At 47.1% G+C, this 25,025-nt stretch carries 18 protein-coding genes; 16 read left to right on the top strand and 2 right to left on the bottom strand.

Features of this window, described 5'->3' with window-relative positions; genetic code table 11:
* Nucleotides 1-21: 21 nt before the first annotated feature.
* Nucleotides 22-1,101 (bottom strand): uroporphyrinogen decarboxylase/cobalamine-independent methonine synthase family protein, encoded by a 1,080-nt coding sequence (locus HMPREF1548_RS05215; protein ID WP_035321110.1) that lies wholly within the window; start codon nucleotides 1,099-1,101, stop codon nucleotides 22-24.
* Between the two features lie 394 nt (nucleotides 1,102-1,495).
* Here HMPREF1548_RS05215 and HMPREF1548_RS05210 point away from each other — a divergent pair, with 394 nt between their 5' ends.
* The 9 genes from HMPREF1548_RS05210 to HMPREF1548_RS05170 all read left to right on the top strand — a co-directional run bounded on the left by HMPREF1548_RS05210 (nucleotide 1,496) and on the right by HMPREF1548_RS05170 (nucleotide 17,767).
* Nucleotides 1,496-3,253 carry an extracellular solute-binding protein gene (locus HMPREF1548_RS05210; RefSeq protein WP_035321109.1) on the top strand — a complete coding sequence of 586 codons (1,758 nt, stop codon included), beginning with the start codon at nucleotides 1,496-1,498 and terminating at the stop codon, nucleotides 3,251-3,253.
* Between the two features lie 67 nt (nucleotides 3,254-3,320).
* The gene (locus HMPREF1548_RS05205) at nucleotides 3,321-4,229 is read left to right on the top strand and encodes an ABC transporter permease (RefSeq protein ID WP_021634772.1); all 909 of its coding nucleotides are present in this window, start codon (nucleotides 3,321-3,323) and stop codon (nucleotides 4,227-4,229) included.
* A gap of 12 nt (nucleotides 4,230-4,241) precedes the next feature.
* Nucleotides 4,242-5,132 carry a carbohydrate ABC transporter permease gene (locus HMPREF1548_RS05200; protein WP_021634771.1) on the top strand — a complete coding sequence of 297 codons (891 nt, stop codon included), beginning with the start codon at nucleotides 4,242-4,244 and terminating at the stop codon, nucleotides 5,130-5,132.
* 24 nt (nucleotides 5,133-5,156) lie between these two features.
* Nucleotides 5,157-8,177 (top strand): glycoside hydrolase family 3 C-terminal domain-containing protein, encoded by a 3,021-nt coding sequence (locus HMPREF1548_RS05195; protein ID WP_021634770.1) that lies wholly within the window; start codon nucleotides 5,157-5,159, stop codon nucleotides 8,175-8,177.
* Nucleotides 8,178-8,207: 30 nt separating this feature from the next.
* Nucleotides 8,208-9,083, top strand: coding sequence for an AraC family transcriptional regulator (locus tag HMPREF1548_RS05190; protein ID WP_021634769.1), 876 nt, complete (start codon nucleotides 8,208-8,210; stop codon nucleotides 9,081-9,083).
* 64 nt (nucleotides 9,084-9,147) lie between these two features.
* Nucleotides 9,148-10,431, top strand: a complete 1,284-nt coding sequence (locus HMPREF1548_RS05185) for a family 43 glycosylhydrolase (protein ID WP_021634768.1) — start codon at nucleotides 9,148-9,150, stop codon at nucleotides 10,429-10,431.
* A gap of 39 nt (nucleotides 10,432-10,470) precedes the next feature.
* A complete protein-coding gene (locus HMPREF1548_RS05180; protein WP_021634767.1) occupies nucleotides 10,471-13,926 on the top strand; it encodes an alpha-L-rhamnosidase in 3,456 nt (1,151 codons plus the stop codon).
* A gap of 149 nt (nucleotides 13,927-14,075) precedes the next feature.
* Entirely contained in the window at nucleotides 14,076-15,086 is a 1,011-nt protein-coding gene (locus tag HMPREF1548_RS05175) for a family 43 glycosylhydrolase (RefSeq protein ID WP_021634766.1), read from the top strand.
* Nucleotides 15,086-17,767 (top strand): glycoside hydrolase family 3 protein, encoded by a 2,682-nt coding sequence (locus HMPREF1548_RS05170; RefSeq protein ID WP_035321165.1) that lies wholly within the window; start codon nucleotides 15,086-15,088, stop codon nucleotides 17,765-17,767. The genes HMPREF1548_RS05175 and HMPREF1548_RS05170 overlap by 1 nt, the downstream gene beginning before the upstream one ends.
* A 134-nt stretch (nucleotides 17,768-17,901) precedes the next feature.
* Here the strand turns inward: HMPREF1548_RS05170 and HMPREF1548_RS05165 are convergent, their stop codons facing one another.
* On the bottom strand, nucleotides 17,902-18,816 hold the full coding sequence (locus tag HMPREF1548_RS05165) for a LysR family transcriptional regulator (RefSeq protein WP_021634764.1): 915 nt from the start codon (nucleotides 18,814-18,816) through the stop codon (nucleotides 17,902-17,904).
* Nucleotides 18,817-19,069: 253 nt separating this feature from the next.
* Between HMPREF1548_RS05165 and HMPREF1548_RS30395 the strand changes: the two genes are divergently transcribed.
* The 7 genes from HMPREF1548_RS30395 to HMPREF1548_RS05130 all read left to right on the top strand — a co-directional run bounded on the left by HMPREF1548_RS30395 (nucleotide 19,070) and on the right by HMPREF1548_RS05130 (nucleotide 24,817).
* Nucleotides 19,070-19,690 (top strand): cyclophilin-like fold protein, encoded by a 621-nt coding sequence (locus HMPREF1548_RS30395; RefSeq protein ID WP_021634763.1) that lies wholly within the window; start codon nucleotides 19,070-19,072, stop codon nucleotides 19,688-19,690.
* 36 nt (nucleotides 19,691-19,726) lie between these two features.
* Nucleotides 19,727-20,593: an aldo/keto reductase gene (locus HMPREF1548_RS05155; protein WP_035321160.1), complete on the top strand. Its 867-nt coding sequence runs from the start codon at nucleotides 19,727-19,729 to the stop codon at nucleotides 20,591-20,593.
* 186 nt (nucleotides 20,594-20,779) lie between these two features.
* The gene (locus tag HMPREF1548_RS30390) at nucleotides 20,780-21,592 is read left to right on the top strand and encodes a flavodoxin (RefSeq protein WP_021634761.1); all 813 of its coding nucleotides are present in this window, start codon (nucleotides 20,780-20,782) and stop codon (nucleotides 21,590-21,592) included.
* A gap of 16 nt (nucleotides 21,593-21,608) precedes the next feature.
* On the top strand, nucleotides 21,609-22,328 hold the full coding sequence (locus HMPREF1548_RS05145) for a DUF4405 domain-containing protein (protein WP_021634760.1): 720 nt from the start codon (nucleotides 21,609-21,611) through the stop codon (nucleotides 22,326-22,328).
* Nucleotides 22,329-22,374: 46 nt separating this feature from the next.
* The gene (locus HMPREF1548_RS05140; RefSeq protein ID WP_021634759.1) at nucleotides 22,375-23,247 is read left to right on the top strand and encodes a DUF3737 family protein; all 873 of its coding nucleotides are present in this window, start codon (nucleotides 22,375-22,377) and stop codon (nucleotides 23,245-23,247) included.
* A gap of 79 nt (nucleotides 23,248-23,326) precedes the next feature.
* Complete coding sequence (locus HMPREF1548_RS05135) at nucleotides 23,327-23,548, top strand: hypothetical protein (RefSeq protein WP_021634758.1); 222 nt, start codon at nucleotides 23,327-23,329, stop codon at nucleotides 23,546-23,548.
* 87 nt (nucleotides 23,549-23,635) lie between these two features.
* Entirely contained in the window at nucleotides 23,636-24,817 is a 1,182-nt protein-coding gene (locus HMPREF1548_RS05130; protein ID WP_021634757.1) for a MalY/PatB family protein, read from the top strand.
* Nucleotides 24,818-25,025: the final 208 nt, after the last annotated feature.

Below are 25,025 nucleotides of genomic sequence, written 5' to 3'. Positions count from 1 at the left end.
TATCCAACACCAGAAGCAGGATTATTCTATTGCCTGAAATTCAGACAACAACTGCATCATACTTTGCTGCTGGGAATACGGACGTAAGCCGGCGTTAAAGTATAATCCCTTTGCCCCCACTTCCCCGGCAATTGCCCGGAAGTCGGTTTCATCTCCCAAAATGTGCATATTTTTCCCGGACTGCCGGATTTGCCTGTAAACCTCCATCCATTCCATCGGACGGGGAGCGCCGTCGCCGGGACACCACTGGACGGCATCGAGCTGTTGTATCTGCAGAAGCTGTGGCAGATGCGGCAGCTCACCCTTTCCATCCAGATGATACAGCGTGTGCGGGAGATGCGTACATAGCTGCGTTAAATCCTCGGCGACAAATTCACGGAACATATCAGGACTAATCATGTAGGAAAAATCACATTGGACAACATAGGAAGGCTCACTGCAGAACAGCCCGGTCCAATCGGTAAAGCCAGGGCCGGTCTGCATCAGGATGTCTGCGAATTCCTGATAATAGCGCAGCCAAATATTCTGAATCTCCCGGCTGACACGTTTCACCTCGTCAGGCTCATCATACAGATCATAAAGCAGGTTTTCCGAACCGCGCAGCGTGGCCAGGATATCCATTACCCCGCCCAGGTCCGGCATGCCCATCAGGACATTGCCCTTCCACTTTTTGGCGGCGGCGTAATAAATGTCCTTGATTCTGCAAAACCACACGTTATTTTCCTGGAATTCATAATGCATATCTTTTAGTTCCATATCACCGGTTGGATGAAACCACACATTCCCGGAGGAATTATCAAGCCTGGCCCCTAAAAAAGCAGCCACAATACCGGGGCCGAAAACATCAAAGTTAATCATGGGAAATGCATCACCCAAATATTCCTGCTGTTCCAGCTCCGCATTGATCCGTTCAATAACATCCTCAGGGCTGATGTCCAGCCTGTGGCAGGCAGCCTGGCTCAGGAGGGGGATATCTCCCTGTCCGTGAACTTCCTTTTGGAGCGTAGCTTTGATAATGGGGCGCTCCAGGGTTTGGTTCCACCATTTTCCGTAGGTTTCTTTCATTCTTGCCCAATCGTCTTCCGTAAATCTGATGCTCATCTTAGTCCTCCTGATAATTAATACTATGATATTTGTTTTTATAAACTTGGAATAGGGCATTCCATAATAAACCAATTAATTATTGTCTCTATTCTATCAGGAAAGCCTGCCGTTTAATAGACTGAAACCAGAGTTTTATCATATTTATCTGAGTGTAAATTACCAGGAAAACAGAACGGATCAACACAGACTGAAACCAGAAGGCGCCTTACTGGTTCATATAAAAATCAAAAATAGGTAGAAATCTGGGATAAAATTGTATAGAATCACAAACTTCCTGAACGATATAATAAACATGCAAACGCAAAGTGAAATAAGAGCTCATTCACACAGTATTTTTCATGTTGAAAATGCCGGAATGACCGGTCATCTATTTAATGAGGAGGGTTTTAGTATGTTGAGAAAAAAGTTAATCAGCCTGGTATTGGCAGCTGTTATGTGCCTGTCTGTCACAGCCTGTTCATCATCCGGCAGTAAGCCAGCAGATGCACAGGCTGAAGGGAACGCATCCCGGAACCAGGAATTATCCATGGAAGAGCTTGCTGAAATATGCAAGGATCCGGCCAAGGCTTTTCCCAATCCTGTTACTTTGAAAATTGGATTTGGCAATAACACCTATCAGGGAGAGGAAACGCTCGAAAAAAATGCATGGAATGATCTGTATCAATCAGTGGGATTAAATGTGGAACCTCTGTATCAGTCCAGTGAAGATTACACTGCCAAATTAAAAGAAATGGTTATGACGGGTGAGTATCCGGATATTTTTTATGTAGATCTGAATACATATGTTGACTTTATCGGGCAGGGGCTGATTGCTGATATTACAGAGTATTATGATAATGGTTTTCTATCTGATTATGCCATGCAATATCTAAGTTCTGATGATATGGCAACTGTGAAAAAAGGCTATATCGACGGTAAAATTTACGGAATTCCTCAGATGTCCGATACGGAAAACAGCGCGCCGCTGCTTTGGATACGCAAGGACTGGCTGGATAACCTGGGTCTGTCTGCGCCAACCACCATGGAAGAGTTTCAGGAAGTGGCCAGGGCATTCACCTTCGATGATCCTGATGGTAATGGTATCAATGATACCTATGGTTTTTCCATGAGAGGCAAGGACGTATCTACGGGAATGGGTTCCAGTGGTGTTGCCCTGAACTTTAATATGGTGGGACAGTACCCTACCGGCTTGCGGTTTATTGTGGAGGATGACCAGATTCAATGGGCCGGCCAGAATTCGGAAAAGATGATTTATGGGCTGGAGATTTTCCAGAATATGTATGAAGAAGGAACACTTGATCCCAATTTTGTGAGTACGGATGATGCAGCATTGAATGATGCTTTTGTCTCCGGACAGGTGGGTATGTTTATGGGCAGCCCCTGGTCAGTGGTAGGATCTTATGGAGATGCAATTCTTCTTAACCCGGATTTTGAATGTGAGGCGCTTCCCTGTCCTTCCTCTGCGGTTAACCCGGAAGGCGGTGTTTATCTGCCTTCAAGCTCACTTGTTTACTGGTGTGTCAGCAGTAAGTGCCAGAATCCGGAGGCTTTGTTCAAGGTTTACAATATGGCAATGAACTATGTTGCTTATGCAAACGATTTAACAAAGGAGGAGGCCTTCAAATATAATATCGGCGTAAATGGCCAATATACCGGAAAGGGGGCTTCCATAATCGGTGCCATTGATATGGCGCACTATAATTATACCTGCTGGCAGAATGAACATAGCTTATTGACAGAAGGCGGAGAGGCATCTGAACTGCCGTGGACGGAACAGCAGCAGTTTGAGTATATGAAATTTTTTGCGGAAAACAGAAATAATACGACAGAGTTGTCGGAAGAAGAACTGAATAAATGGAAAACAGGCGCTACCTATTATTGTATATTTGGCAATGATAATACGGGATATGGCGGAGCAGACAAAATAATGGCCCGTAAAAATTATAATGAGGCTTATAATGCGATTCCCGGACCGGAAATGACAGCCAATCTTGCCAATCTGGAAACTCTGACAGCACAGACACTGATCGGTATTATTACAGGACAGGCTGAACCGGATTCCTACAATGCATTTCTGGAAGAATGGAAAGCAAAGGGCGGACAGGATATTCTGGAAACGGTTACGCAGTGGTATGCCGGACAGAAATAAGAAACCTATGGTGTAATGGTGAGGGGCGGAGGTCCGTCCCTCCTGCATAAAGTCTGGGAGGGCTGTCATGAAAACAAAAACCTGGAAGATAAAAAAATCATCAACCATATACCATCTTATGTTGCTTTTACCAATGCTGTTTGTGCTTATTTTCAATTACATCCCCATGGGAGGAATTATCCTGGCTTTTAAGGACTATAAACCAGGGCTGGGATTATGGGGATCTGCATGGGTGGGGATGAAGCAGTTTGCGTATTTGTGGAATATGTCGGAATTCTGGAGTGCATTATCCAATACACTGATTATTGCGCTGCAGAAGATTGTCTGGGGACTTGTAGTCCCTCTTACTTTTGCATTACTGCTAAATGAAGTTAAAAATAAATTTTTTATGAAATCGGTTCAGACACTTACTTTTATTCCTTACTTCCTCTCCTGGGTAGTTCTGGGAGGAATTCTGATTGACTTCCTTTCACCAAATGGAGGAATGGTAAATTCCATATTGGGAGCGCTTGGCCTTCAGAGCGTGAATTTTCTGGGAAACCCAAATACCTTTGTTCCGACCATAATCGTTACGGATATATGGAAGGGACTGGGCTATAACGCCATTGTATATCTGGCCGCCCTTACCGGTGTGGATGAGTCTCTTTATGAAGCGGCAGCCATCGACGGTGCCGGACGCTGGAAACAGACAATACATATTACGATCCCTTCCATTGCGCCTTTTATCGCCCTGATGACCATATTATCTCTTGGAAACGTGCTGAATGCAGGCTTTGATCAGATATTCAATCTTTATAATCCTGCTGTATACAAAACAGGCGATGTGATAGATACCTTTGTTTACCGGCTGGGCATGGTAAACTATCAGTACTCCCTGTCCACAGCAGTCGGATTGTTTAAATCAGTTGTTTCAGGGATCCTGATTGTTGTTTCCTACAGGCTGGCGGATCGGTATGCGGGTTACCAGGTTTTTTAGAAAGGGGAAGATATGAAAAAAGTATCTCTATCCAGAAAAATTTTTATTGTATTAAATTATATTGTTTTAACAGCTGTAATGATAATCTCCGTCATCCCGATTCTAAATGTGCTTGCCACCTCCTTTTCCTCACCGGAGTATATCAGTTCAGGGCAGGTGTCGCTGCTGCCTAAGGGATTTACGCTGGCAGCATACAGATACGTGCTCAATCAGTCTCAATTTTGGACATCTGTTATTGTTACGTTAAAGAGAATGGTAATTTCCATACCGCTTACGTTAGTCCTGACAATACTGGCGGCATATCCTCTTTCAAAACCGAAAAGTGAATTTAAAGCCAGGGGATTTTATGTAACGTTTCTGATGATTACAATGATTTTCAGCGGAGGGCTTGTGCCGACCTATATGCTGATACACAGCCTTGGGCTTTTTGACACCATCTGGGCGCTGGTTCTTCCGGGAGCGGTCAATGTGTTTAATATTATTCTTGTGATGAACTTTTTCAGGGGGCTGCCCAAGGCAATTGAAGAATCTGCGATTGTTGATGGGGCAGGGCAGTTTACCATTATGCTGAAAATCATTCTGCCGTTATCCAAAGCCTCCATTGCTACAATTACCCTGTTTTCGGTCATTAACAATTGGAATGCATGGTACGACGGCCTGCTTTATAACAATTATACACAGAATTATCCTTTGCAGACGTATTTGCAGTCTCTGCTGAACATGACATCAGACTTAAGCGCTATGATGAAGGATATTAAGAGCATTATCGACAGGCAGGCGGTGACGGCCAGAAATCTGACAGCCGCCCAGATTTTTATTTCCATTATTCCCCTGATGTGCGCCTATCCTTTCATGCAGAAATATTTCACCAAGGGGCTGGTTATGGGCAGCGTAAAGGGTTAAATTTATACGATACAGGAGGTATCTATGAAAAATATCGGCAATCCCGTTTTTTCCGGGAAAAAAGAAGAACTGAAGGAATTTGTTGATTCAATATTGGAACAGCTTACGCTGGAGGAGCTTTCCTATTATGCTTACAATGGCATGGCCCGCGAAGGAATGACAACAGCCTCAGGGCTGCAGCTTCCGCAGGGAGAGGCGGGAGGCGTGGACGCAGTGGCGGGAATCGATACCGATCTTCCCATGCCTGTCCATATCGGCCAGAGCTGGAACCGGCAGCTGGCAAAAGAAGTGGGGGAAGTTATTGGGAATGAGCTGCGGGGAAAGAAAGATTCCACGAATCCGAATACGCTGATGTTTACGGCGATAGCGGATCTTAGAAGCAATCCCCTTTCCGGAAGATTTTATGAAGGCTATTCCGAGGATCCATATCTCACCGCTGAGATGGTGGATAATGTGGGGAATGGATGTACCGGAGACGATGAATTCTATATTAAGGCGCAGGTTGGTTCTAAGCATTACTGCGTATACCATAGCGAATGGGACAGAGCGTCCCGGAGTAATTATGTCTCTGTACGGGCATTAATGGACTATCATATTCCTGCATTTCTTAAAGGCTTCAAAAACAGCCATCTGGTAGGTGTGATGACTTCTTATGGCGGAACCAATGGAGTGACCAATATAACCTTTCCTTATATAAATGAGCTGCGGAAGGAATACGCATATAGTTTGCTAAATATCAGTGACCTCGATGCAGATACGGATTCCAAACGTGGCCAGGGGAATGGATTTGATCCAGTCTATACAGTGGATGACAGAATGCTTGCGTCAATGCTTATAAAAGAAAAGATCTATGCAGGCAATTGTGCTGATGCATCTGTTATTGGGCAGGCTGTGAAGGACGGTATTTATAATCTGTCAAGGAAAGATTTGGAGGAATATGTGCGTCCCCAAATCGAATTGTGGGTGCGTTCCGGATATTTTAATCAGGCAGATTATCCTTATACAAAGCTGTGCAATGATTATTCTCCGGCAGATCACAATAACGAATTAAGCCAGGATGTGGCGCTCCGGGCGGCGAGGGAAGGGATCGTCCTGTTGAAAAATGATGGTATCCTTCCGCTTTCAGGAGAAAAGAATGTCCTGGTAACAGGGATTTTCAGTGATACCCGGGTGCAGACACATTATTCCACACCCACACCCAGGGAACTGGAATTGGCGGGTCTGACTCCCATAGATGCCTATCTGGAATATATGAAAAAACAAAACGGCAGGGTTGTTTTTGCACCTGAAATTTCGGGAAGCAGGCTGAAAATTTATTCTGAAACCAAAGGGGGATACCTCACTTTTGAGGATCTTGGGGAAATGGGAAGTGACCCCGTGGAGTTTACAGTACATGATTTTGGCATGCGCGCAGTAGCGCTGTATAATAAAGAAAAGGACGCATTTTTAACAAATAAAAAGAAATCTGATAAAATGTGCCTGGAAAAAAGAAATCCGGAAAAGCCGCCGCACTGCCTGTTATTTGAAAAAGAAAAAGGAAATTTCTACAGGATAAAGAGCGGTGTCTTTCTGACTTGCTTTTGGGATCGTGTGGAAGAATACCATAAGAATGATATACCATTTTACCAGCGTTACAATTCTTCTGGAAAATATCTGACTTATCAGGACGAAGGCGGGGTAACCGTTCAGGAGGATGCACAGGAAGGCTCTGTATTCAGGATTGATAAGGCCATGGAGGCAGGGGCGGATGCGGATAAGTACCTTGGGCAGACGGATATGGCAGTAGTATTTGTGGGAGCTGATTCTTTTGTACAGGCTTCGGAAATGATTGACCGTCCCAATTTTGATATGGGAGAGGATCAGCTGTCTCTGGTGCGGCGTATCTCCGGTTTCTATCCCGGGAGGACAGTAGTGGTTGTAAAAAGTGATTTCCCTCTGAATCTGGCTGCAATTCAGGAAAATCCCAATGTGGCGGCAATACTCTATGAATCCTATGCAGGACAGTATGATTCATGGGCATTGCTGGAAACGTTGTATGGAGGAAATGTCCCCTCAGGAAGACTTTCCGCCACCTGGTACAAAAATCTGTCTGCATTGCCGGTTTTAACCAAAAGGGATGGGATTGATGCCGAATATACAGTGGATATGAAAAACGCCAGTCCGGAGGAAACGCATCTGACTTATATGTACAATAATCCGGAGGATGTGCTCTATCCCTTCGGCTATGGCCTCTCCTACACACAGTTTGTGTACAGCGATATCAGTGTGGTGAATGAGAAGAATCATATTACCGTGTCCTTGACGGTAACCAACAGCGGGAACTATACCGGGAAGGATGTTGTCCAGGTCTATCTTACTTCCCTGGACTCCGGCTATGGAAATGCAGTTCCGGGAAAACAGCTGGCCGGATTTGAGAAAACAAGGGAATTGAAGCCCGGGAACAGCCAAAGGCTTCAGATTTGCCTTTACGGGGACGCTTACCGGAAATGGGATGTGTCCGCAAAAAAATATCTGATAGAAAAGGGCAGCTATTGTATCCGCGTGGCGCATTCCGCGCAGGATGTGGTCTATTCGGAGGAAATTGTACTCGAGGGTGAAAGCCTGGGCTGCCTGGATATGTCAGTACCGCACAATGTCTGGGAGAGCCTTTCCGAAGCCAAAGGAGTGAAGGGGGCGGAAGTGTCAAAGAAACGTTCCGTCTATTTTGAAGGCGGCTATTATGCGGTGGAATCTGATGAAAAAGATGCAGAAATTAAAATATTGCGTTCAAAATTTGATAATGCAACCAGCCTGATTATACGGGCGGCCTGCCTGGATAAGGGAGCAAGCATACTGGTACAGCTGGCCGGCAGGGAATATATACTGCCTGTAAAGCAGACTTTACCGCAGGAAACCGTGCTGGAAGAGCATCTTCACCATGTTTCCACGGAGCTTGGTTATGAATCTGATAAGCTTGAGCTTGCAGAAGAACTCACAGGGATATATGATCTTACTATACGGTTTAATCAGCCGGGAATACGTCTGGAGAGTATCCAAGCAAAATAAATCTTTTTATCTGAAAGCAGAAAGGGGTATATGATGACAGAGAATGAATATCAGCATGAAATAGTGAAACCGGACAATGGGCTGCCGGCCAGGTATTTTTTAAGCAATGATGGCAGGCCGGCTATGGTCCCCATGCACTATCACGATGCGATAGAAATCATGTACTGTACCAGAGGCTGTGTTACCCTTACAAAGGGCAGCGAGGCCATTCTGCTGCAGGAGGGGGATGTGGTGGTGGTAAACATAAATGAAATGCATATGACTACCTGTAAAAACAGTTACACCACCGCATTCATCATTCAGATTTTGGCGCCGTTTCTGCAGTCCGTCAGCGGGATGTCCGAAACCTACTTCCGGATTCCTGTAATTTCCGGAGGAAATATCCCGCGCGGCATAATAGAAAAAATCAGGGAGCTTGAAGAAGCCATTGAAGATTTCTTTGAACTGACAAAGGGCATTCCGGAGGATCCATACCTGTTCATGAAGGCACAGGGATCCTTGTGTGGAATCCTGTACCTTCTGTTCCTGAATTTTCAGGATACGCATGTAAAGGTGCCGCAAAGGAATCATAAAAACTTTGAACGGGTACGTAAAATCCGGGAATATATTGACCGTAACTACGATAAGGGAATATCGCTGGATGATATTGCGGCCCATACCGGCCTGGCGCCTGCGTATTTTTCAAGATTTTTTTCTGAAACCTTTGGTATGGGGTTTCTTCAATATCTTTATCAAATTCGAATGAAGCATGCGTATGTGGATGTCATTACCACGAATACGCCGCTGATTTCTATTGCCATGGATAATGGATTTTCCAGTTATTCGCTTTTTAACAGTAAATTCAAAGAGACCTATGATCTGACTCCCGCACAAGCGAGAAGACGGTATTCTGGCGAGCAGAAGTGAAGAGAAGCCAAGAGAAAAAGATAAATAGCAGAGGATATGTTTTATATAGGAGAGGAAAAAGCAGATGAATCCATTATTTCCAAGAGAATTTTTTATCCCGGACGGGGAGGCAAGAAAAATGCCGGATGGCAGGCTTTATGTATATGGTTCTTCAGATATGCCGGAGGAACCTCAATATTGCAGCAACCGCTACTACGTATTTTCTACGCAGGACTGTCAGGAATGGGTAAATCACGGCATAGCCTTCAGTGCGGGTATGGAGGAAAACTCCGTCTTAAAAGAGCCTGTTACATTGGGCGGGCCGGATTGTGTGGAGAAGGATGGAAAGTATTATCTTTTTTATTGTACTTCCCGGACCGGGGAGGGTGTGGCAGAAGCAGAGACACCCTATGGCCCTTTCCATGACCCGTCGCCTATCCCTTTTGCAGATGGAGATAGTATCGATCCGGCAGCGTTTGTGGATGATAACGGGGATGCCTATTATTTCTGGGGGCAGTTCCATCTGAAAGGGGCGAAGCTGAAGAAAAATATGAGGGAGCTGGACATGGATACCTTCCATGACAACATTATTACAGAACAGCAGCATGGGTTTCATGAAGGGGCGTCCATGAGAAAAAGAAACGGACTGTATTATCTTATCTACACAGATATTACGCGCGGCAGGGCAACCTGTCTATCCTATGCGATGAGCAAATCTCCCTTCGGCCCCTTCGAAAAAAAGGGAGTCATTATTGATAATACGGGCTGTGATCCTTCCAGCTGGAATAATCATGGCTCCATTGAGGAAATAAACGGACAGTGGTATATATTCTATCATCGTTCTTCCCAGAATTCCATTGCTAACAGAAGAATGTGTGCGGAACCTGTTTTTTTCAGGGAAGATGGTACGATTGCGGAGGTGGAGATGACCAGTCAGGGCAGCAGCGCTCCCATAGATGCAGCCGCAAGAATTGATGCATCTATCGCCTGCCGGCTCAGAAAGCCCTTTTATTTTTCAGAAGAACCGCCGATCAGGATTGCCCCGGAACCCGGACATGGAGAGATTATAACCATGACGAAAAAAGAAGACTGGGCGGAGTATAAGTACCTTGATTTTAAAGCCGGAGCTGCCCGGTTTACAGTTTCGGCTTCCAGCCAGAAAAAATGTTATCTGGAGATCATGGTGGAAGAAGGGCGCGTGATTGGAATCTGTACGATTGAAAATACGGGAAGCTTTCATCAGTTCAGGGAGTTTAGCTGTGAACTTACGGAAAAAATTACAGGGGTACATGCAGTATGGCTGAATTTTAAACAGGCAGAGGGAGAATATGGACGGCTCGCAGATGTGGACTGGTTTACATTTGCCTGAACGGGCTGGCCGGCAGAATAAAAAAAGGAAGATCATATAATGACATCAGACAATATTTATAAGTTCCAGGTAGAATACCAGGATGCCCCGTTGGGATTGGATTGTGAAAAACCCAGATTTTCATGGAAAAGAAAGACAAGACGCAGCGGTGCACTGCAGAAGGCTTATCAGCTCACAGTGAAAACAGGGCAAGGTCAGGAAACGGTATGGGATACCGGAAGAGTGGAGTCCGATCAGAGTAATGAAATCTGCTATGGAGGGATGGCCTTGAGACCATGTACACGGTACAAGGTCTGTTTGTGCATATGGAATGAACTGGAACAGGAAGACAGGGCAGAGACTTTTTTTGAAACAGGGCTTATGAACCCTTCTATAGAGGCCTGGGAGGGAGCCCGTTTTATTGGTTCTTCCCGATATTCCATGTGCGCGGCTGTCAGAGGCGTGTTTGCTTTGGAAACGACGATGCGTATGGAGCCGGGAAGCTGGAAAGGCGGTCTTGTTTTTGGGGCCGGAGACAGCAGGCTGCTTGATTCCAGAATGAATGAAATGGGATTAGACGGGGAGCATTATATTTGCTATGAGCTGGATGTAAGCACCATACCCGCCTGGCTCTCCATTTACAGAACAGGGTATGCAAAGACGGATGTGCCGGATATTCCCCTTGCGAAGGTGCAGGTGGTGGACTGGGAGACAAAGTTTCCCGTAATTACGGAAGAGAACCGCTTTGATGCACACCGGTTAAGAATTGAAGTTACCGGTAACTGCGCATATGCATATGTGGACGGTATTCTGGTGGATGCCGTAATACGGGAACAGGCAGGACATCGGATGAAATCGCCGAGGCAGCTTAATCCCCGCAGATTTAATGACTGCATTACATATCCAAGGCTGAATGAAATCGGTTTTTTTGCGGGTTCAGGTGATACGGTGCTGTTTGAAGAGATTACAGTCAGCAATCTCCGCACACCCTGCGCGGTTGTAGTAAGGGAAACGCCGCAAGGCGGCCTTTATGGCGAAAAAAGCATTTATGATGAGAGGCTGGGAATAAAAGAAGGCTGGTTCTGCCTCACGGGGGCACAGGAGACGGGAAGCAGGATTACGGCCAGGCCGGCGGCAGTTTCCTGCCCCATGCTCAGGAGCCGGTTTACGGCAGCCTGCGGGAAAAAGGTGGAAAGCGCCAGACTGTATGCCACGGCAAGAGGGATTTATGAGTGCATGATTAACGGAAGGCCGGTATCGGAGGAATGGTTTGCACCGGGAAATTCCCAATATGATAAGCATTTGATGTATCAGACGATAGATGTGACGGAGCTGGTACATGAGGGAACCAACGGTATCGGGGTGACGCTTTCCTCCGGTTGGTGGAGTGATGCCCAGACATATATACTTCAGAATTATAATTATTATGGTGACAGAGAGTCCTTCCTTGCCAAGCTGGTGATTTCCTACGAAGACGGAAGCCGGGATGTATATACTACGAATACGGATGATTGGACCTGTTATAATAATGGACCGTATGCTTATGCGGGATTTTTCCAGGGGGAGCATCTGGACGGAAGACAGCTTGGCATTTATGAGGAATATTCTCTCCCGGCCTTTGATGACAGTTCATGGGAAAAAACGGAAATTATCCGTCCTGTATTCATAGAAGGGTTCTCTGATCTGCCTGCCGAATTAGGGGATACATGGCCGGATCTGAACGGACAGGAGCCCGCCCTGACAGGCAGCTATCAGGCACCGGTCAGAGAGTATTGCCGGGTCAGGGCAAAATCTATGACGGAGCCGAGAAAAGGGTTATATGTCTATGATCTGGAACAGGAAATTGCGGGAGTACCGATTCTCCGGTTTACGGAAAAGGCAGGTACGGTGATTACCATCCGTTATGGAGAAATGCTTTACCCGGCGCTGGAGGAATACGGCGATATGTGTGGAATGCTTCTGCTTGAGAACTACAGGGATGCATCAAGCACAGATATATATATATGCAGGGGAACCAAGGGAGGGGAAATTTACTGTCCCAAATTTACCTTTCACGGATACCGGTATATTGAAATAAGCGGTATTACAAGTCCTCTGCCGCCTGAAGAGGTGGTGAGCATTCAGCTGTCCTCCATCCGTGAAATGACAGGGAATTTTAATTGTTCTCATCCGCTGCTGAACCGCTTTGTGGAAAATGTAAAGTGGTCACAGTTATGTAATTTCATCAGCATTCCCACGGATTGCCCGCAGCGCAACGAAAGGATGGGATGGGCGGGAGACACCCATGTGTTCTGCCGGACAGCAAATATGAACAGTGATTTGCGGCTTTTCTATTACCGGGTTCTGGAGGCGTTCCGTGATTTACAGAATCAGGGGAAATTTCCGGAAATTGCTCCTGCAGGAGGAGGCTTTGGCGGCATTACCTATGAGAGTGCTCCTGTTTTTATCACATGGGAGCTGTATCAGCAGTACGGAGACATTAAAATTGTGGAGGAAACCTATCCCTCCCTGCAGGGCTTTATGGAGTATATCCGGGGGCAGGGAATGCCGGGGCTTTCTTTTGTGGGACCGCTGGGAGACTGGCTCGCTGTGGAAGAAACGGATATGAATCTTCTTTGGAATGCGTTCTATGGCAGAGACTGTTTGCTGATGAAGGAAATGGCCGGTATTTTGGGGGATAATGACGGCAAGGAATATTATGGAAGGCTCTGGGAAGAGGCTGCTGCATATTGGAACAAGACCTTTATTGATGAGGGTACCGGAAAAACGACAGATGCGGAAGGAAAGTCTGTGGACACACAGTGCTCATATGCGCTTCCAATCTGTTATGGATTGATTCCGGAAAAAAGAATTAAGACCGCAGGAGAGCATCTGGCAAGAAAAGTCCGTGAAAATGGTTATAGAATCAGTACCGGGTTTTTTGGGACAGGCTTGATCAATGAAGCGCTTACAGTTACAGGTCATACGGATTTGGCGTTCCGGCTGATGCTGCAGACAGACTATCCCTCATGGCTGTATCCGGTTACGCAGGGGGCAACCACTATCTGGGAACGGTGGAATTCATTTACCAGAGAAAATGGCTTTGGCGGGAATAATGATATGAACTCCTTTAACCACTATTCTTTGGGAAGTGTGGTATCCTGGCTTTACAGCTGTGTTCTGGGTATCCGCAGAGACGAGAGCCGGCCGGGATTCAAACACTTTTTCCTGATGCCGTGTGCACAGGAGCTTGAATTTGCCAAAGGCGGAATAGAAACGCCCTATGGAAGGATTGAAAGCGGCTGGTCCAGGCAGAATGACAGGATAAGCTTCCATTTTGTCGTTCCCCCCAATACCAGTGCTTCGCTTCGGCTGCCTGCAGACGCGGAGAACATATGGGAAAATGGGGAGCGGCTTCTTCCGGAAGAAGATGGAAGGATTGCAGACTGTTCAAAATTAAATACCTCAGAAGACGGATTATGGTTGGAACTGCCGGCAGGTGATTACAGTTTTGAAGTATTGAAAAACAGGCGGTAAACGGTCAGAATCTGAGATCTGCACGGCTTTTTTCTATGATTTCCCTGCTGGTTAACTATCCGTTTTTACAAAAATACTTTACGTGGGACTCGTTATGGGAAGTGTTAAAGGGTCACTATAAATAAAAATGAAAGAGAGAGGTTTGTCAAATGAATAATTCTATTAAACCGGGCCAGCCCTGGTATGATACCGAAGGGAAACTGATACAGACACATGGAGGTTCCATACTTTGCCATGAGGGAGTATTTTATTGGTATGGAGAAAATAAAGACACGCTGGATTACGAAAAACATATCTGGCATAACGGTGTGCGGTGCTATTCTTCCTCTGATATGTATAACTGGAAGGATGAAGGGATTATCCTTCCTGTGTCCGATGATCTGAAAAATCCCATGCATCCCACCCGTATTATGGACAGGCCTCATATTATTTATAATGAGAGAACAAAAAAATTTGTCATGTGGGTAAAGTTTGCCGGGACTGATACGGATTTTGACGCATGGCAGGTTCAATATATGGGGATTGCCGTATCGGAGGATATGACAAAGCCTTTTAAAATGGTTAAGACAATCCGCCCGCTGGGAATGGAAACAGGGGATTTTGATCTGTACGTGGACCCGCGGGATGGGAAAGGTTATTTTATTGCGGACAGGGTACATACGGAAGTGGTTATTGCAGATCTGACGGATGACTACATGGACGTTACCGGTTATTATTCCTCTCATTTTCCTCATACGGCGCCTCCTCTTGCAAGGGAAGCCCCGGCCTTTTTCAAAAGAAAGGATAAATACTATATACTTTCCTCCGGCACTACGGGATATCATCCAAATCCCACAGAGGCAGCGATGGCGGATCTGATGCATGGCCCGTATCAAGTACTTGGAGAACCTTGTATTAATGATGAAAAGCATACCAGCTTTGACTGTCAGTTCAGCTCCGTGTTCAAACATCCTCAGCGAAAGGATTTATACATTGCCGTTGGGGACAGGTGGATGAATAAAACTGTGAATGTAAATGGAGAAGCTATGGCGGATACAAGAGAAGCAGGTTATATCTGGCTGCCCGTTCAGTTTCATGGGGATGTTCCTTATCTTGTGTGGATGGAGGAGTGGAAGATAGAAGATTATCCTGAAGGCAGAGAAAAAGAATGGTGGGAATAATGGGAAAAATTTATGCAACAAAGAACCCGGAAATGAGTGAACGGGAAAAAAGGAATATGGAAAGGCTGCGTACGCTGGCCTCCCAGGGAATGGTACTCCTGGAAAACGACGGAACCCTCCCGATTACGGATAAAAGGAAAGGAATTGCCCTTTATGGCGTGGGTGCCAGAAAGACCGTGAAGGGGGGAACCGGATCTGGTGATGTTAATTCCAGATATGTCATTCCTGTGGAACAAGGGCTGGAAAATGCAGGTTTTCGTATTACGACGAAAAAATGGCTGGATGAATATGACAGGCTGGCGGAGGAGGCATATCTTGCGTGGGGAAGGAAGGGGGCTGAGGATATCCGTAATGGGGTGTCCCCGCTGATTTACCTCATGGAGAAGTCCTTTAAAACTCCGCAGCCGCAGCCCATTACAGAAGAAGATGTGGTAATGTCGGAAACTGATACTGCGATATATGTTATTTCTCGGAATTCAGGGGAGGGCGCGGATCGTTATAACATTCCCGGTGATTATCAGCTGAGCAGGGAGGAGGAGGAGAATCTGAAATTCCTTACGCAGCGATATGAGAAGGTGGTTGTTGTATTGAATACCGGCGGAATTATGGATACCCGCTTTTTGCGTCAGACACCGGGAATCGGGGCGGTGCTTCTTATGAGCCAGGCCGGCAATATCAGCGGTGACGCGGTTGCAGATATTATTTCCGGAAGGGTGAATCCCTCCGGAAAGCTTTCCGACACCTGGGCGGAAAATTATGAAGATTATCCCTTCAGTGATCAGTTCAGCCATAATGACGGAGATGTGGATGACGCATACTATAATGAAGGAATTTATGTTGGCTACCGGTATTTTGATACCTTTAACATTACGCCTGCATACTGTTTTGGATATGGCCTCTCCTATACCAGGTTTACGATACGGACAGGGAAGCCGGAGTTATGCGGTGAGGATTTGCTTATCCGGGCGGCGGTCAGCAATATCGGCAGCTGTGAAGGCAGGGAAGTGGTTCAGGTTTATTGTTCCGCACCGGGCTCAGCAGGAGATATGCAGGTATACAGAGATACACAAGCGCCGCAATTGTTGGAAAAGCCATATCAGAGGCTGGCTGCTTTTGCAAAAACAGCGGTTCTCAAGCCGGGAGAAGAACAGGAGCTTACCCTCCGTATTCCAATAAGGGAACTGGCTTCTTACTGTGAAAGCAGCGCATCCTGGATTCTGGAGGAAGGCTTCTATTATTTCCGTGTGGGCAATAGCTCCAGACATACTGAAATAGCAGGCGCAGTAAGGTTAAATGGTACTGTTGTAACAGAAAAGGATAAAAATTTATTTCCTTTGGATTGTGAATTGAAGGAGTTAACCTCAAAAGGGATAGAAGCATATTCTTATCCGGGGGAAGAGGGAGAAAAACAAAGAGCCAGGGATAATGCAATTGCAGTGGAACCTGAGGCGATAAAAACAAAGGAAACAGCATACCGGGGGAAACACCGGATATTGGTTCCAAAAGAGAACGGGAAAAAAATTACCGTGGAGGATGTCAGGGAAGGCCGTGAAGAGCTTGAACAGCTGGTGGCATCGCTCACCGTGGAAGAACTGGCCGAGCTGTGCGTTGGAAAGGTAAAGGAAGGCTTTTCAGCCATTGGAAATGCCTGTACAACGGTTCCGGGAGCCGCGGGTGATACGACTGACTCCATGACACAGAGCAGAGGCATCCGTTCCATGATTCTTGCAGACGGGCCTGCAGGGCTGCGTCTGACGAATAAATTCGAAGTAGATGAAGAGGGAAATATCGGCGGAGACGGAGGCTTTGATACGCTTGCCATAATGCGTGAAGCCATGGAAGCTACCATGCCCGGACGCAAACTGGGTGAAAAGACAGAAACCTACTATCAGTACTGTACTGCAATTCCGATTGCCACACTTCTTGCACAAAGCTGGGATATGGAGCTGATAGAGGAATGCGGTTCAATTGTGGGGGAAGAAATGGAGGAATTCGGCATAACACTGTGGCTGGCTCCGGGAATGAATATCCACAGGAATCCCCTTTGCGGAAGAAATTTTGAATATTATTCCGAGGATCCCCTTCTTTCAGGAATGTGCGCTGCGGCCGATACCAAAGGCGTGCAGTCCCATCCGGGCGTGGGAACTACAATTAAGCATTTTGCAACCAACAATCAGGAGGATAACCGCTCTTTTGAAAATAACCATGTTGGAGAAAGGGCGCTGCGTGAAATTTATCTGAAGGGCTTTGAGGTCTGCATTAAAACAGCACGGCCAATGTCCATCATGACCTCTTACAATCTTTTGAACGGCGTACACACGGCAAACAGATATGACATGCTTACCTCGGCAGCCAGAGATGAATGGGGATTTGACGGGATTGTGATGACGGATTGGGGAACGACAGGCAGTATGTCGCTGTTTAATACACAGCCGAAATATCCTTCCTCTTCGGCGGCGATGTGCATCCAGGCCGGAAATGACTTAATTATGCCCGGGACAAAAGAAGATATTGAGGAGATTGTAAAAGCCGTAAGGGAAGGCGGTATCCATGCTGAGGGGCTTAGGAACGGATCCTTAAGCCTGGGTGATTTACAGTTCTGTGCAGGCAATATTTTGAGGCTTTGCATGCAGACTTCCTGCTATGAAGGCGCAAAGCCTTACACATTGACAGAAAAGTGATAGAGATCTGATTTCCTGCAAAGTATTTATAATCTGTTGTTATGAGTCAGCGCCGACGTTTAATATACGTCGGCGCTGACTTATTGTATATGTGGGATTTCCTGGCTGCTGCCCGGCATTTTGCAGCTCTTTTCTTATTTTTCATTCCGGGATGGCATTCCGCCGTCCTGTATTTCCTCTATTTTCTTCATAAACTGCGCAGCAGCCTTCGTAAAAATCTGATATTTTTTCCAGACAAGGCTCATTTCTATCTCAATGTTCGGCTGGAGCGGCCGGAAGCACAGGGAGCTGTCGTCCGTAAGGTTTATAATTTTATCAAAGCCGATGGCATATCCCAGGCCTTCGTCCACAAGCAGGGAGGCATTGAAGAGCAGGTTATAGGTGGCGACGATATTTAATTTTGACATATCACGCTTCATCCAGGCGCTCAGCTCTTTTCCCTGGTTTCTCTGATGGGAGACAATCAGGGGCTTGTCCCACAGATCCTCTGGTGCTATGGTTTCCTTTTGGGCGAGTGGGGAATCGCGGTGCATTAATACGCCCCAGATGTCCTTTGTGGGCATTTTCAGGGAGTTGTATTTGGCCTGATCAACCTGGCCGAATATAATGCCGAAATCTATAAGGCCCTTATCCAGCTGCTCCACCACAAATTCCGCATTGCCGCTGGAGATGTGGTAATGGATTCCCGGATAGATGTCCTGCAGTTCCTTTGCCGCCTTTGCGAGCAGCCTGATGGCATCCGTTTCTCCGGTGCCGATATAAATATCTCCCATAATGATGCTGTCTGAAAGTGTGATTTCACTTTCGGTTTTTCTGACCAGCTCAAGAATCTCCTCCGCACGCTTTTTAAGAAGCATTCCTTCTTCGGTCAGGGTTATCTTTCTGGAGCCCTTGGTTCCGCGGATTAAAAGCTGTTTGCCCAGCTCCTCCTCCATATTTTTAATCTGGGTGGAAAGCGTGGGCTGGGACAGATGCAGTGATTCCGCTGCCCGGAGGATGCTTTGTTCTCTGGCCACGGCAAGGAAATATTGAAGTACGCGTAATTCCATGGGAAGGCCTCCTTATTTTCATAGTTAAGGTGTTTTTTTGACATGGTTATTTGATGTTATACATCCGGTATAGGTTCCAGTATACCATAAAATTCACTAGGTTTTAACTATAGAAAAGCATTATAATTAAGTATTTGCTAATTACCTGATTGAAAAATATAATTTAAATGTACCTTTACTATAAGACCTGCAATCCACGGAATCAAGTCCGGAAATGCCTTGATTTACTGGTATTGCATAGGAAGGGAGAACGATGAAACGAAGATATACTGTTTTCAGTCTTGCTGTAATTATTATGCTTGTCTGTGCGGCCGGATGTGGAGTACCTGGTGAGAAGGACTTCCAGCCTGCGGTAGAACAGGACAATCAGGAACAAAACAATCCGGAACAGAGATGTCTTGAACAGCGGACAGAAGAAGCAACGGATGCCATGGAAGAAAGCGCTGCGGAAAAAGCTGCGGAAGAAAAGGAGCCTGAAGTGATGAAAATTAAAGTGACCTCAGAAGAATATGAAATCGTGTATGAACTGAACCGGAGCCGGGCGGCCAAAGAGCTGTACGCCCAGCTTCCATTGACTCTGGAGGTAAAAGATTTCAGCACAAATGAAAAGACATTTTATCCACCGGAGGCGCTGGATGTCAGCGATGCCCCGCCGGCCAATGCCGGAAAGGGAACCTTAGCCTATTATTCCCCCTGGGAAGATGTGGTGATGTTTTACGATCATTTCGGAGAAGGCAGCAGTCTGTATGAGCTGGGGGAAGCGGTTTCAGGGACAGAGGATATTGAAAAGCTGGCAGGGACAATTACGGTTGCGGTTTTTGAGAAATTAGCGCCAATTCAACAGGATGGGAAAAACAGAAGCAGTGCGCATTAAGCTGAGAGGAGAAGAAGTATGATAAAAAAGAGCATAATAAAAAATTGTAAGCTGAATAATGGAGTTGAAATGCCGATGGAAGGATATGGTGTATTTCAGGTGACGGATCCTGCCATATGTGAGCAGGCCGTCCTGGAGGCTATTGAAACCGGATACCGCCTGATCGATACCGCCAGCTCCTACCAAAATGAGACGGCTGTGGGCAGGGCAATCCGCAGCTCCGGAGTCCCCCGTGAAGAACTGTTTATCACGACAAAAGCCTATATCCAGCAGATGGGGTATGAGAAAACCATGCGGGCCTTTGAGGAATCGCTGGATAAGCTGGGCCTTGACTATCTGGATCTGTATCTTATCCATATGCCGTTCGGCGACTACTATGGTTCATGGCGCGCCATGGAGGAACTGTACAGGGCGGGCAGGGTCAGAGCTATAGGCGTATGTAATTTTCTGCCGGATCGTCTGCTGGATTTATGCTTTAATGCAAAGGTTATCCCGCAGATCAATCAGATAGAGCGTCATCCACATTATCAGCGGGAGGAAGAGCTGAAGCTTATGGAGGAATTCGGCATACAGCCGGAAGGATGGGCGCCTTTTGCGGAGGGACTGAAAGGAATGTTTACAGAACCTGTTCTCGCGGAAATCGGGGCGAAGCATGGGAAAACACCGGCTCAGGTTATTTTGCGCTGGGATGTGCAGCGCGGTGTTGCCGTGATACCCAAGTCTGTCCATAAGGAGCGGATGGCTGAAAATTTGGCAATATGGGATTTTGAGCTGGATACGGAGGATATGGCGAGGATCGCCTCATTGGATCAGGGTTGCCCGTCCATGCTTGACACCAGTGAAGTCAGTGAAGTCAGGCGGGTGTATGATTATCTGAAAAATCGGGTGTTGACGAGTTTATAGACTTCGGCCCGGATAAAGCAATGCTTTTAAAACATGGCCGGAGATATATTTTAAGCATTAGACTTGACTAACACAAATCGTTACAATGGAGGTGTTTCATGAAAAGCCCCTCTGTTTCTAAGATTTGGAAGGAATTGCCGCCATCTGATATCAGTGGGGGGAACTGACAGAAGGAGAGAATAAGATATGACAAAGGGAAGAATGGTAATTTTTTTGACACTGTTAATAATAACGTTGGGAATTACTGCCTGCGGGAACAGAACAGAAGGTCCGGACGGCAGTACAGGCGACAGTGCGGATACACAGGCTGCGCAGACAGGGCAAATCGGACAGACGGAACAGAGCACACAGACGGAACAGAACACCCAGACGGAGCAGGACGCGCAGACGGAACAGAACACCCAGACGGAGCAAGACGCGCAACCGGAACAGACCGAGCGGTCGGAACAAGCCGAGCAGGCACAACAAGCAGATCCAATGTCTTCAAATCCAGCTCTTGCCGCGGAAAGTGAAGCGTCCGGAAAGGCGCTGATAGTTTATTTTTCCTGGTCTGGCAATACGGAAAAAGTGGCGTTTGGGATTCAGGCGCAGACAGGGGCGGACATATTTGAGATAGTGCCGCAGGAGGCGTACACGGAGGATTATGACTCACTTCTGGGCATTGCACAGGAGGAACAGAAAAACGATGCCCGTCCTGCAATATCAGATACGGTGGAAAACATGGAGGGCTATGACTTGATCTATGTGGGTTACCCCAACTGGTGGGGCGACATGCCTATGATACTCTACAGCTTTTTTGATGAATACGATCTTTCCGGGAAAACCATCGCGCCCTTCTGCACCAGCGGAGGAAGCGGTTTGTCTGACACCGTCCGCACGATAAAAACGCTGGAGCCGGATGCATTAGTGCTGGACGGCCTGCATATCGGAAGTTCTGAAGCGGCCGATCCGGAAAGCGCAGTGAAAGAATGGCTGGATAACCTGGGACTGGCGGAGTAGGAGCGCAGCTTGGAGCATGATACAGAAAGCAAAGATCAAAATTGTGACGGATATCCTGATGACAGCCGCAATGCTGTTCCTGATGGGGTATCAGTTTTGGGGGGAAATAGCCCATGAGTGGGCGGGAGCAGGGATTTTCCTGCTGTTTATCACACATCACGTCCTCAATGCCAGTTGGTACAGGGGACTTGTAAAGTGGAAATATACCCTTACGCGCATTCTTATGATTGCAATTAACTTCCTGCTCCTTGCGGCAATGTTGGCTCTGATGTACAGCAGTTTCGTGCTGTCGCGCCATGTATTTGCTTTCCTGCCCGCCGCAGGGGGGATGGCGCTGGCCAGAAGGCTCCACATCCTGGGCGCCTTCTGGGGATTTATTCTTATGAGCCTGCATCTGGGGCTTCACTGGGGGATGCTTACCGGCTTCCTTCGCAAAAAAATGATTTCATCCTGGGCATTCCGGCGATATCCTGTTATTTTGAAGGCGTCAGTGTGGACGGCGGGAAGCTTGATTGCAGCCTGCGGATTGTATGTTTTTTGGAAGAGGGATTTTATAAGTTATCTTTTCTTAAGATCGGAATTTGTATTTATGGATTATGAGGAGCCGGTGGTTTTGTTCTATCTGGATCATCTGGCGTTGATGGGTTTCTTTGTTTTTATTTCTGACAAAGCCTTCAGACTTGCCGACAGAATGAACGGACGGAAACGGGCCGGAACCTCCCTTTCCAACGATTAATTGATGTTTATCGCAGTTAACCCTGCAATATATTAGGAGGTATTATATGAAACGGATTGAAAATCAAACCTTTGATCAGGAGCGGGCGCTTTATGGAAGCGAGGATGTATTTGTAAAGAACTGTACCTTTGATGGACCGGCAGATGGAGAAAGCGCTTTTAAGGAGTGCCGCAATATTCAGGTGGAAAACTGTTTTTGGAATCTGCGCTATCCGTTCTGGCATGATCATGGCCTGAAGATCAGGGCTTCTGAGCTGACCGGGCTTTGCAGGGCGGCCCTGTGGTATTCCGATTCGATTGAGATTTCGGACACAAGGCTGCATGGAATCAAGGCGCTAAGGGAATGCAGTGACGTATTGATAGAAAACTGTGACATTGTTTCACAGGAATTCGGCTGGTCGGTAAAAAATATTACCATGCGAAAAAGCCAAGTGGAAAGCGAATATTTTATGATGCGTTCAGAAAATCTGGATTTTTCAGAGGTGGGGCTGAATGGGAAATATTCCTTCCAGTATATCCGCAATGCGGTTTTTGATAACTGTACCTTTGATACCAAGGATGCCTTCTGGCACGCTGAAAATGTGACCGTTAAGAACAGCACCATCAAAGGGGAATACCTGGCCTGGTATTCAGACGGGCTGACCCTGATTAACTGCCGGATTATCGGCACACAGCCCCTGTGCTACTGCAAAAACCTGAAATTAATCGACTGTGAAATGGAGGGCACGGATCTTGCCTTTGAAAAATCAGAGGTGCAGGCCGATATCCTGACGCCGGTGGTGAGCATTAAAAATCCGCTTTCCGGCAGCATCCGTGTTCCAGCAGCCGGTGAAATCATATTGGACGACCCGGAAGCAAAGGGCGAAATCCTCATCTGTGATGAGGCTCCCGGGAAATACGGAAAAACGTTCTGCGCCTGAGAAAAACAGGAGAACCCCGTTCTTTTTTATGCAGGAAATATAAGAAAGTCGTAAAAAAGGAAAAGCCGTGAGGTGTGGCATGGATTTTTTATCAAGGGAAGCTGTTGTACAAAACCTGAAGGATGCAGGCTGCTGTGCTGCTGTCATAGATGCTTTTATGGCCTGTTATGACGAAAAACAGGAGGAGAAGGAGCTGGCGCTGCTGGAAAAGCACAGGGCTTGTCTCCTGGAACGGGTACATAAGGAGGAAGGCAGGATATCCTGTCTGGATTACCTGATTTACCAGATTAAGAAACAATAACCGGCCAAATCGGTGTAGATGACGGAACCCTGAAATAGAAAAGGGATACGATGGCGGCACCTGTCCCACAGGAAAAGGAGAACAATTATGAAATATGATTTTGACACGGTGAGGAAACGAAAGGATACGGATTCTCTGAAAAGGAATGCGTCGGGAAATGGCCTGTCCATGTGCACGGCGGATATGTTTTTTAATACGGCGCCGGAAGTGCGCAGCGCTATGGAAGGCCTGGCGGCACAGGGGATATTTGGGGAACAGCCGGTTACGGAGGAATGGCGCCTGGCCTATACCGGCTGGTGGAAGGAACGGTACGGCTTCCTCATGGATAAAGACTGGTTTGTTTTCTGTACGGGAATTATCCCTACGATTTCCAGCATTATCAGGAAGCTTACAACGCCGGGGGAACAGGTGCTGCTCCTGACGCCGGCTGACGATTGCCTTTTTGCCGCCATTACGGATAACGGCCGGCAGGTGCTGGAAAGCCCGCTGAAATACGATGGGGAAAGGTATCGTGTGGACTTCCGGGATTTGGAACGCAAGCTGTCGGATCCGCAGACAACGCTTATGATATTAGGTAATCCGCATGCTCCGGCGGGTATCCTCTGGGATCGGGAAACGCTGGCCGCGGTTGGTGCGCTTTGCGCAAAATATCATGTAACCGTAATTGCAGAGGAAGGCGGCTGCGACTTAACAGCTCCCGGCCGCAGCTATATCCCCTTTGCCTCTGTTTCTGAAGACTGCCGGAAAAACAGCATTACCTGCATTTCTCCGGCAAAGGCCTTCCAGCTTGCAGGGCTGCAGACGGCTGCCGCCGTGGTGCCGGATGAAATGCTCCGCCATAAGGTAATCCGGGGCCTGAAGACGGACGCCGCCGCAAGCCCGAATGCTTTTGCGGCAGCGGCAGCCATCGCCGCTTATACCAAGGGGGCCTCCTGGCTGGATGCACTCAGGGATTATCTTGCGGAAAACTGGCAGACAGCCATGGAATTTATGAAAAAGGAAGCGCTGCAGATAAGGGCGTACCCTTCCGATGCCGGTTACTTCCTGTGGCTGGACTGCAGGGATATGGCGGGAGGCGCAGCGGAAATGGCCCGGTTTATCCGTGAAAATACCGGGCTGTGTCTTTTCCCGGGAAACCGCTGCGGCGGTAACGCGCGTGATTTCCTTCAGATGAATATTGCCTGCCCGCTTCCCCTGCTGCAGGATGGGCTGGCCCGGCTCAGAGACGGCGCGGCAGCTTATGAGGAATATGTTATCAACCGCTGTTGAAGGCGGCGGGAAGGACAGATCGCCCAGACATCCCGAAAGGACTTCATCCGCCGCTGTCCTGAAACGATATTCCGGTATAAGCATATTTATTATTTTCCCGGCGCTGTCATTCATCCCGCCCATCTGATATAATGAAAAAATGAAGCAGCAACAGCATTTTTTTCTGCCTCATAATACCGCAGTTAAATTCGGAAAGCAGAGGGAAAAT

This window comes from Clostridium sp. KLE 1755, from assembly GCF_000466465.2.
Classification (GTDB): Bacteria; Bacillota; Clostridia; order Lachnospirales; family Lachnospiraceae; genus Eisenbergiella; species Eisenbergiella porci.
Note: the sequence above shows the minus strand (reverse complement) of the source record. Positions and strands in the feature narration are given on the sequence as shown.

Bases quoted from the DNA above. Each gene is read 5' to 3' on its own strand.
- HMPREF1548_RS05215 (WP_035321110.1), bottom strand. From the start codon at position 1,101: ATGAGCATCAGATTTACGGAAGACGATTGGGCAAGAATGAAAGAAACC.
- HMPREF1548_RS05210 (WP_035321109.1), top strand. From the start codon at position 1,496: ATGTTGAGAAAAAAGTTAATCAGCCTGGTATTGGCAGCTGTTATGTGC.
- HMPREF1548_RS05205 (WP_021634772.1), top strand. From the start codon at position 3,321: ATGAAAACAAAAACCTGGAAGATAAAAAAATCATCAACCATATACCAT.
- HMPREF1548_RS05200 (WP_021634771.1), top strand. From the start codon at position 4,242: ATGAAAAAAGTATCTCTATCCAGAAAAATTTTTATTGTATTAAATTAT.
- HMPREF1548_RS05195 (WP_021634770.1), top strand. From the start codon at position 5,157: ATGAAAAATATCGGCAATCCCGTTTTTTCCGGGAAAAAAGAAGAACTG.
- HMPREF1548_RS05190 (WP_021634769.1), top strand. From the start codon at position 8,208: ATGATGACAGAGAATGAATATCAGCATGAAATAGTGAAACCGGACAAT.
- HMPREF1548_RS05185 (WP_021634768.1), top strand. From the start codon at position 9,148: ATGAATCCATTATTTCCAAGAGAATTTTTTATCCCGGACGGGGAGGCA.
- HMPREF1548_RS05180 (WP_021634767.1), top strand. From the start codon at position 10,471: ATGACATCAGACAATATTTATAAGTTCCAGGTAGAATACCAGGATGCC.
- HMPREF1548_RS05175 (WP_021634766.1), top strand. From the start codon at position 14,076: ATGAATAATTCTATTAAACCGGGCCAGCCCTGGTATGATACCGAAGGG.
- HMPREF1548_RS05170 (WP_035321165.1), top strand. From the start codon at position 15,086: ATGGGAAAAATTTATGCAACAAAGAACCCGGAAATGAGTGAACGGGAA.
- HMPREF1548_RS05165 (WP_021634764.1), bottom strand. From the start codon at position 18,816: ATGGAATTACGCGTACTTCAATATTTCCTTGCCGTGGCCAGAGAACAA.
- HMPREF1548_RS30395 (WP_021634763.1), top strand. From the start codon at position 19,070: ATGAAACGAAGATATACTGTTTTCAGTCTTGCTGTAATTATTATGCTT.
- HMPREF1548_RS30390 (WP_021634761.1), top strand. From the start codon at position 20,780: ATGACAAAGGGAAGAATGGTAATTTTTTTGACACTGTTAATAATAACG.
- HMPREF1548_RS05145 (WP_021634760.1), top strand. From the start codon at position 21,609: ATGATACAGAAAGCAAAGATCAAAATTGTGACGGATATCCTGATGACA.
- HMPREF1548_RS05140 (WP_021634759.1), top strand. From the start codon at position 22,375: ATGAAACGGATTGAAAATCAAACCTTTGATCAGGAGCGGGCGCTTTAT.
- HMPREF1548_RS05135 (WP_021634758.1), top strand. From the start codon at position 23,327: ATGGATTTTTTATCAAGGGAAGCTGTTGTACAAAACCTGAAGGATGCA.
- HMPREF1548_RS05130 (WP_021634757.1), top strand. From the start codon at position 23,636: ATGAAATATGATTTTGACACGGTGAGGAAACGAAAGGATACGGATTCT.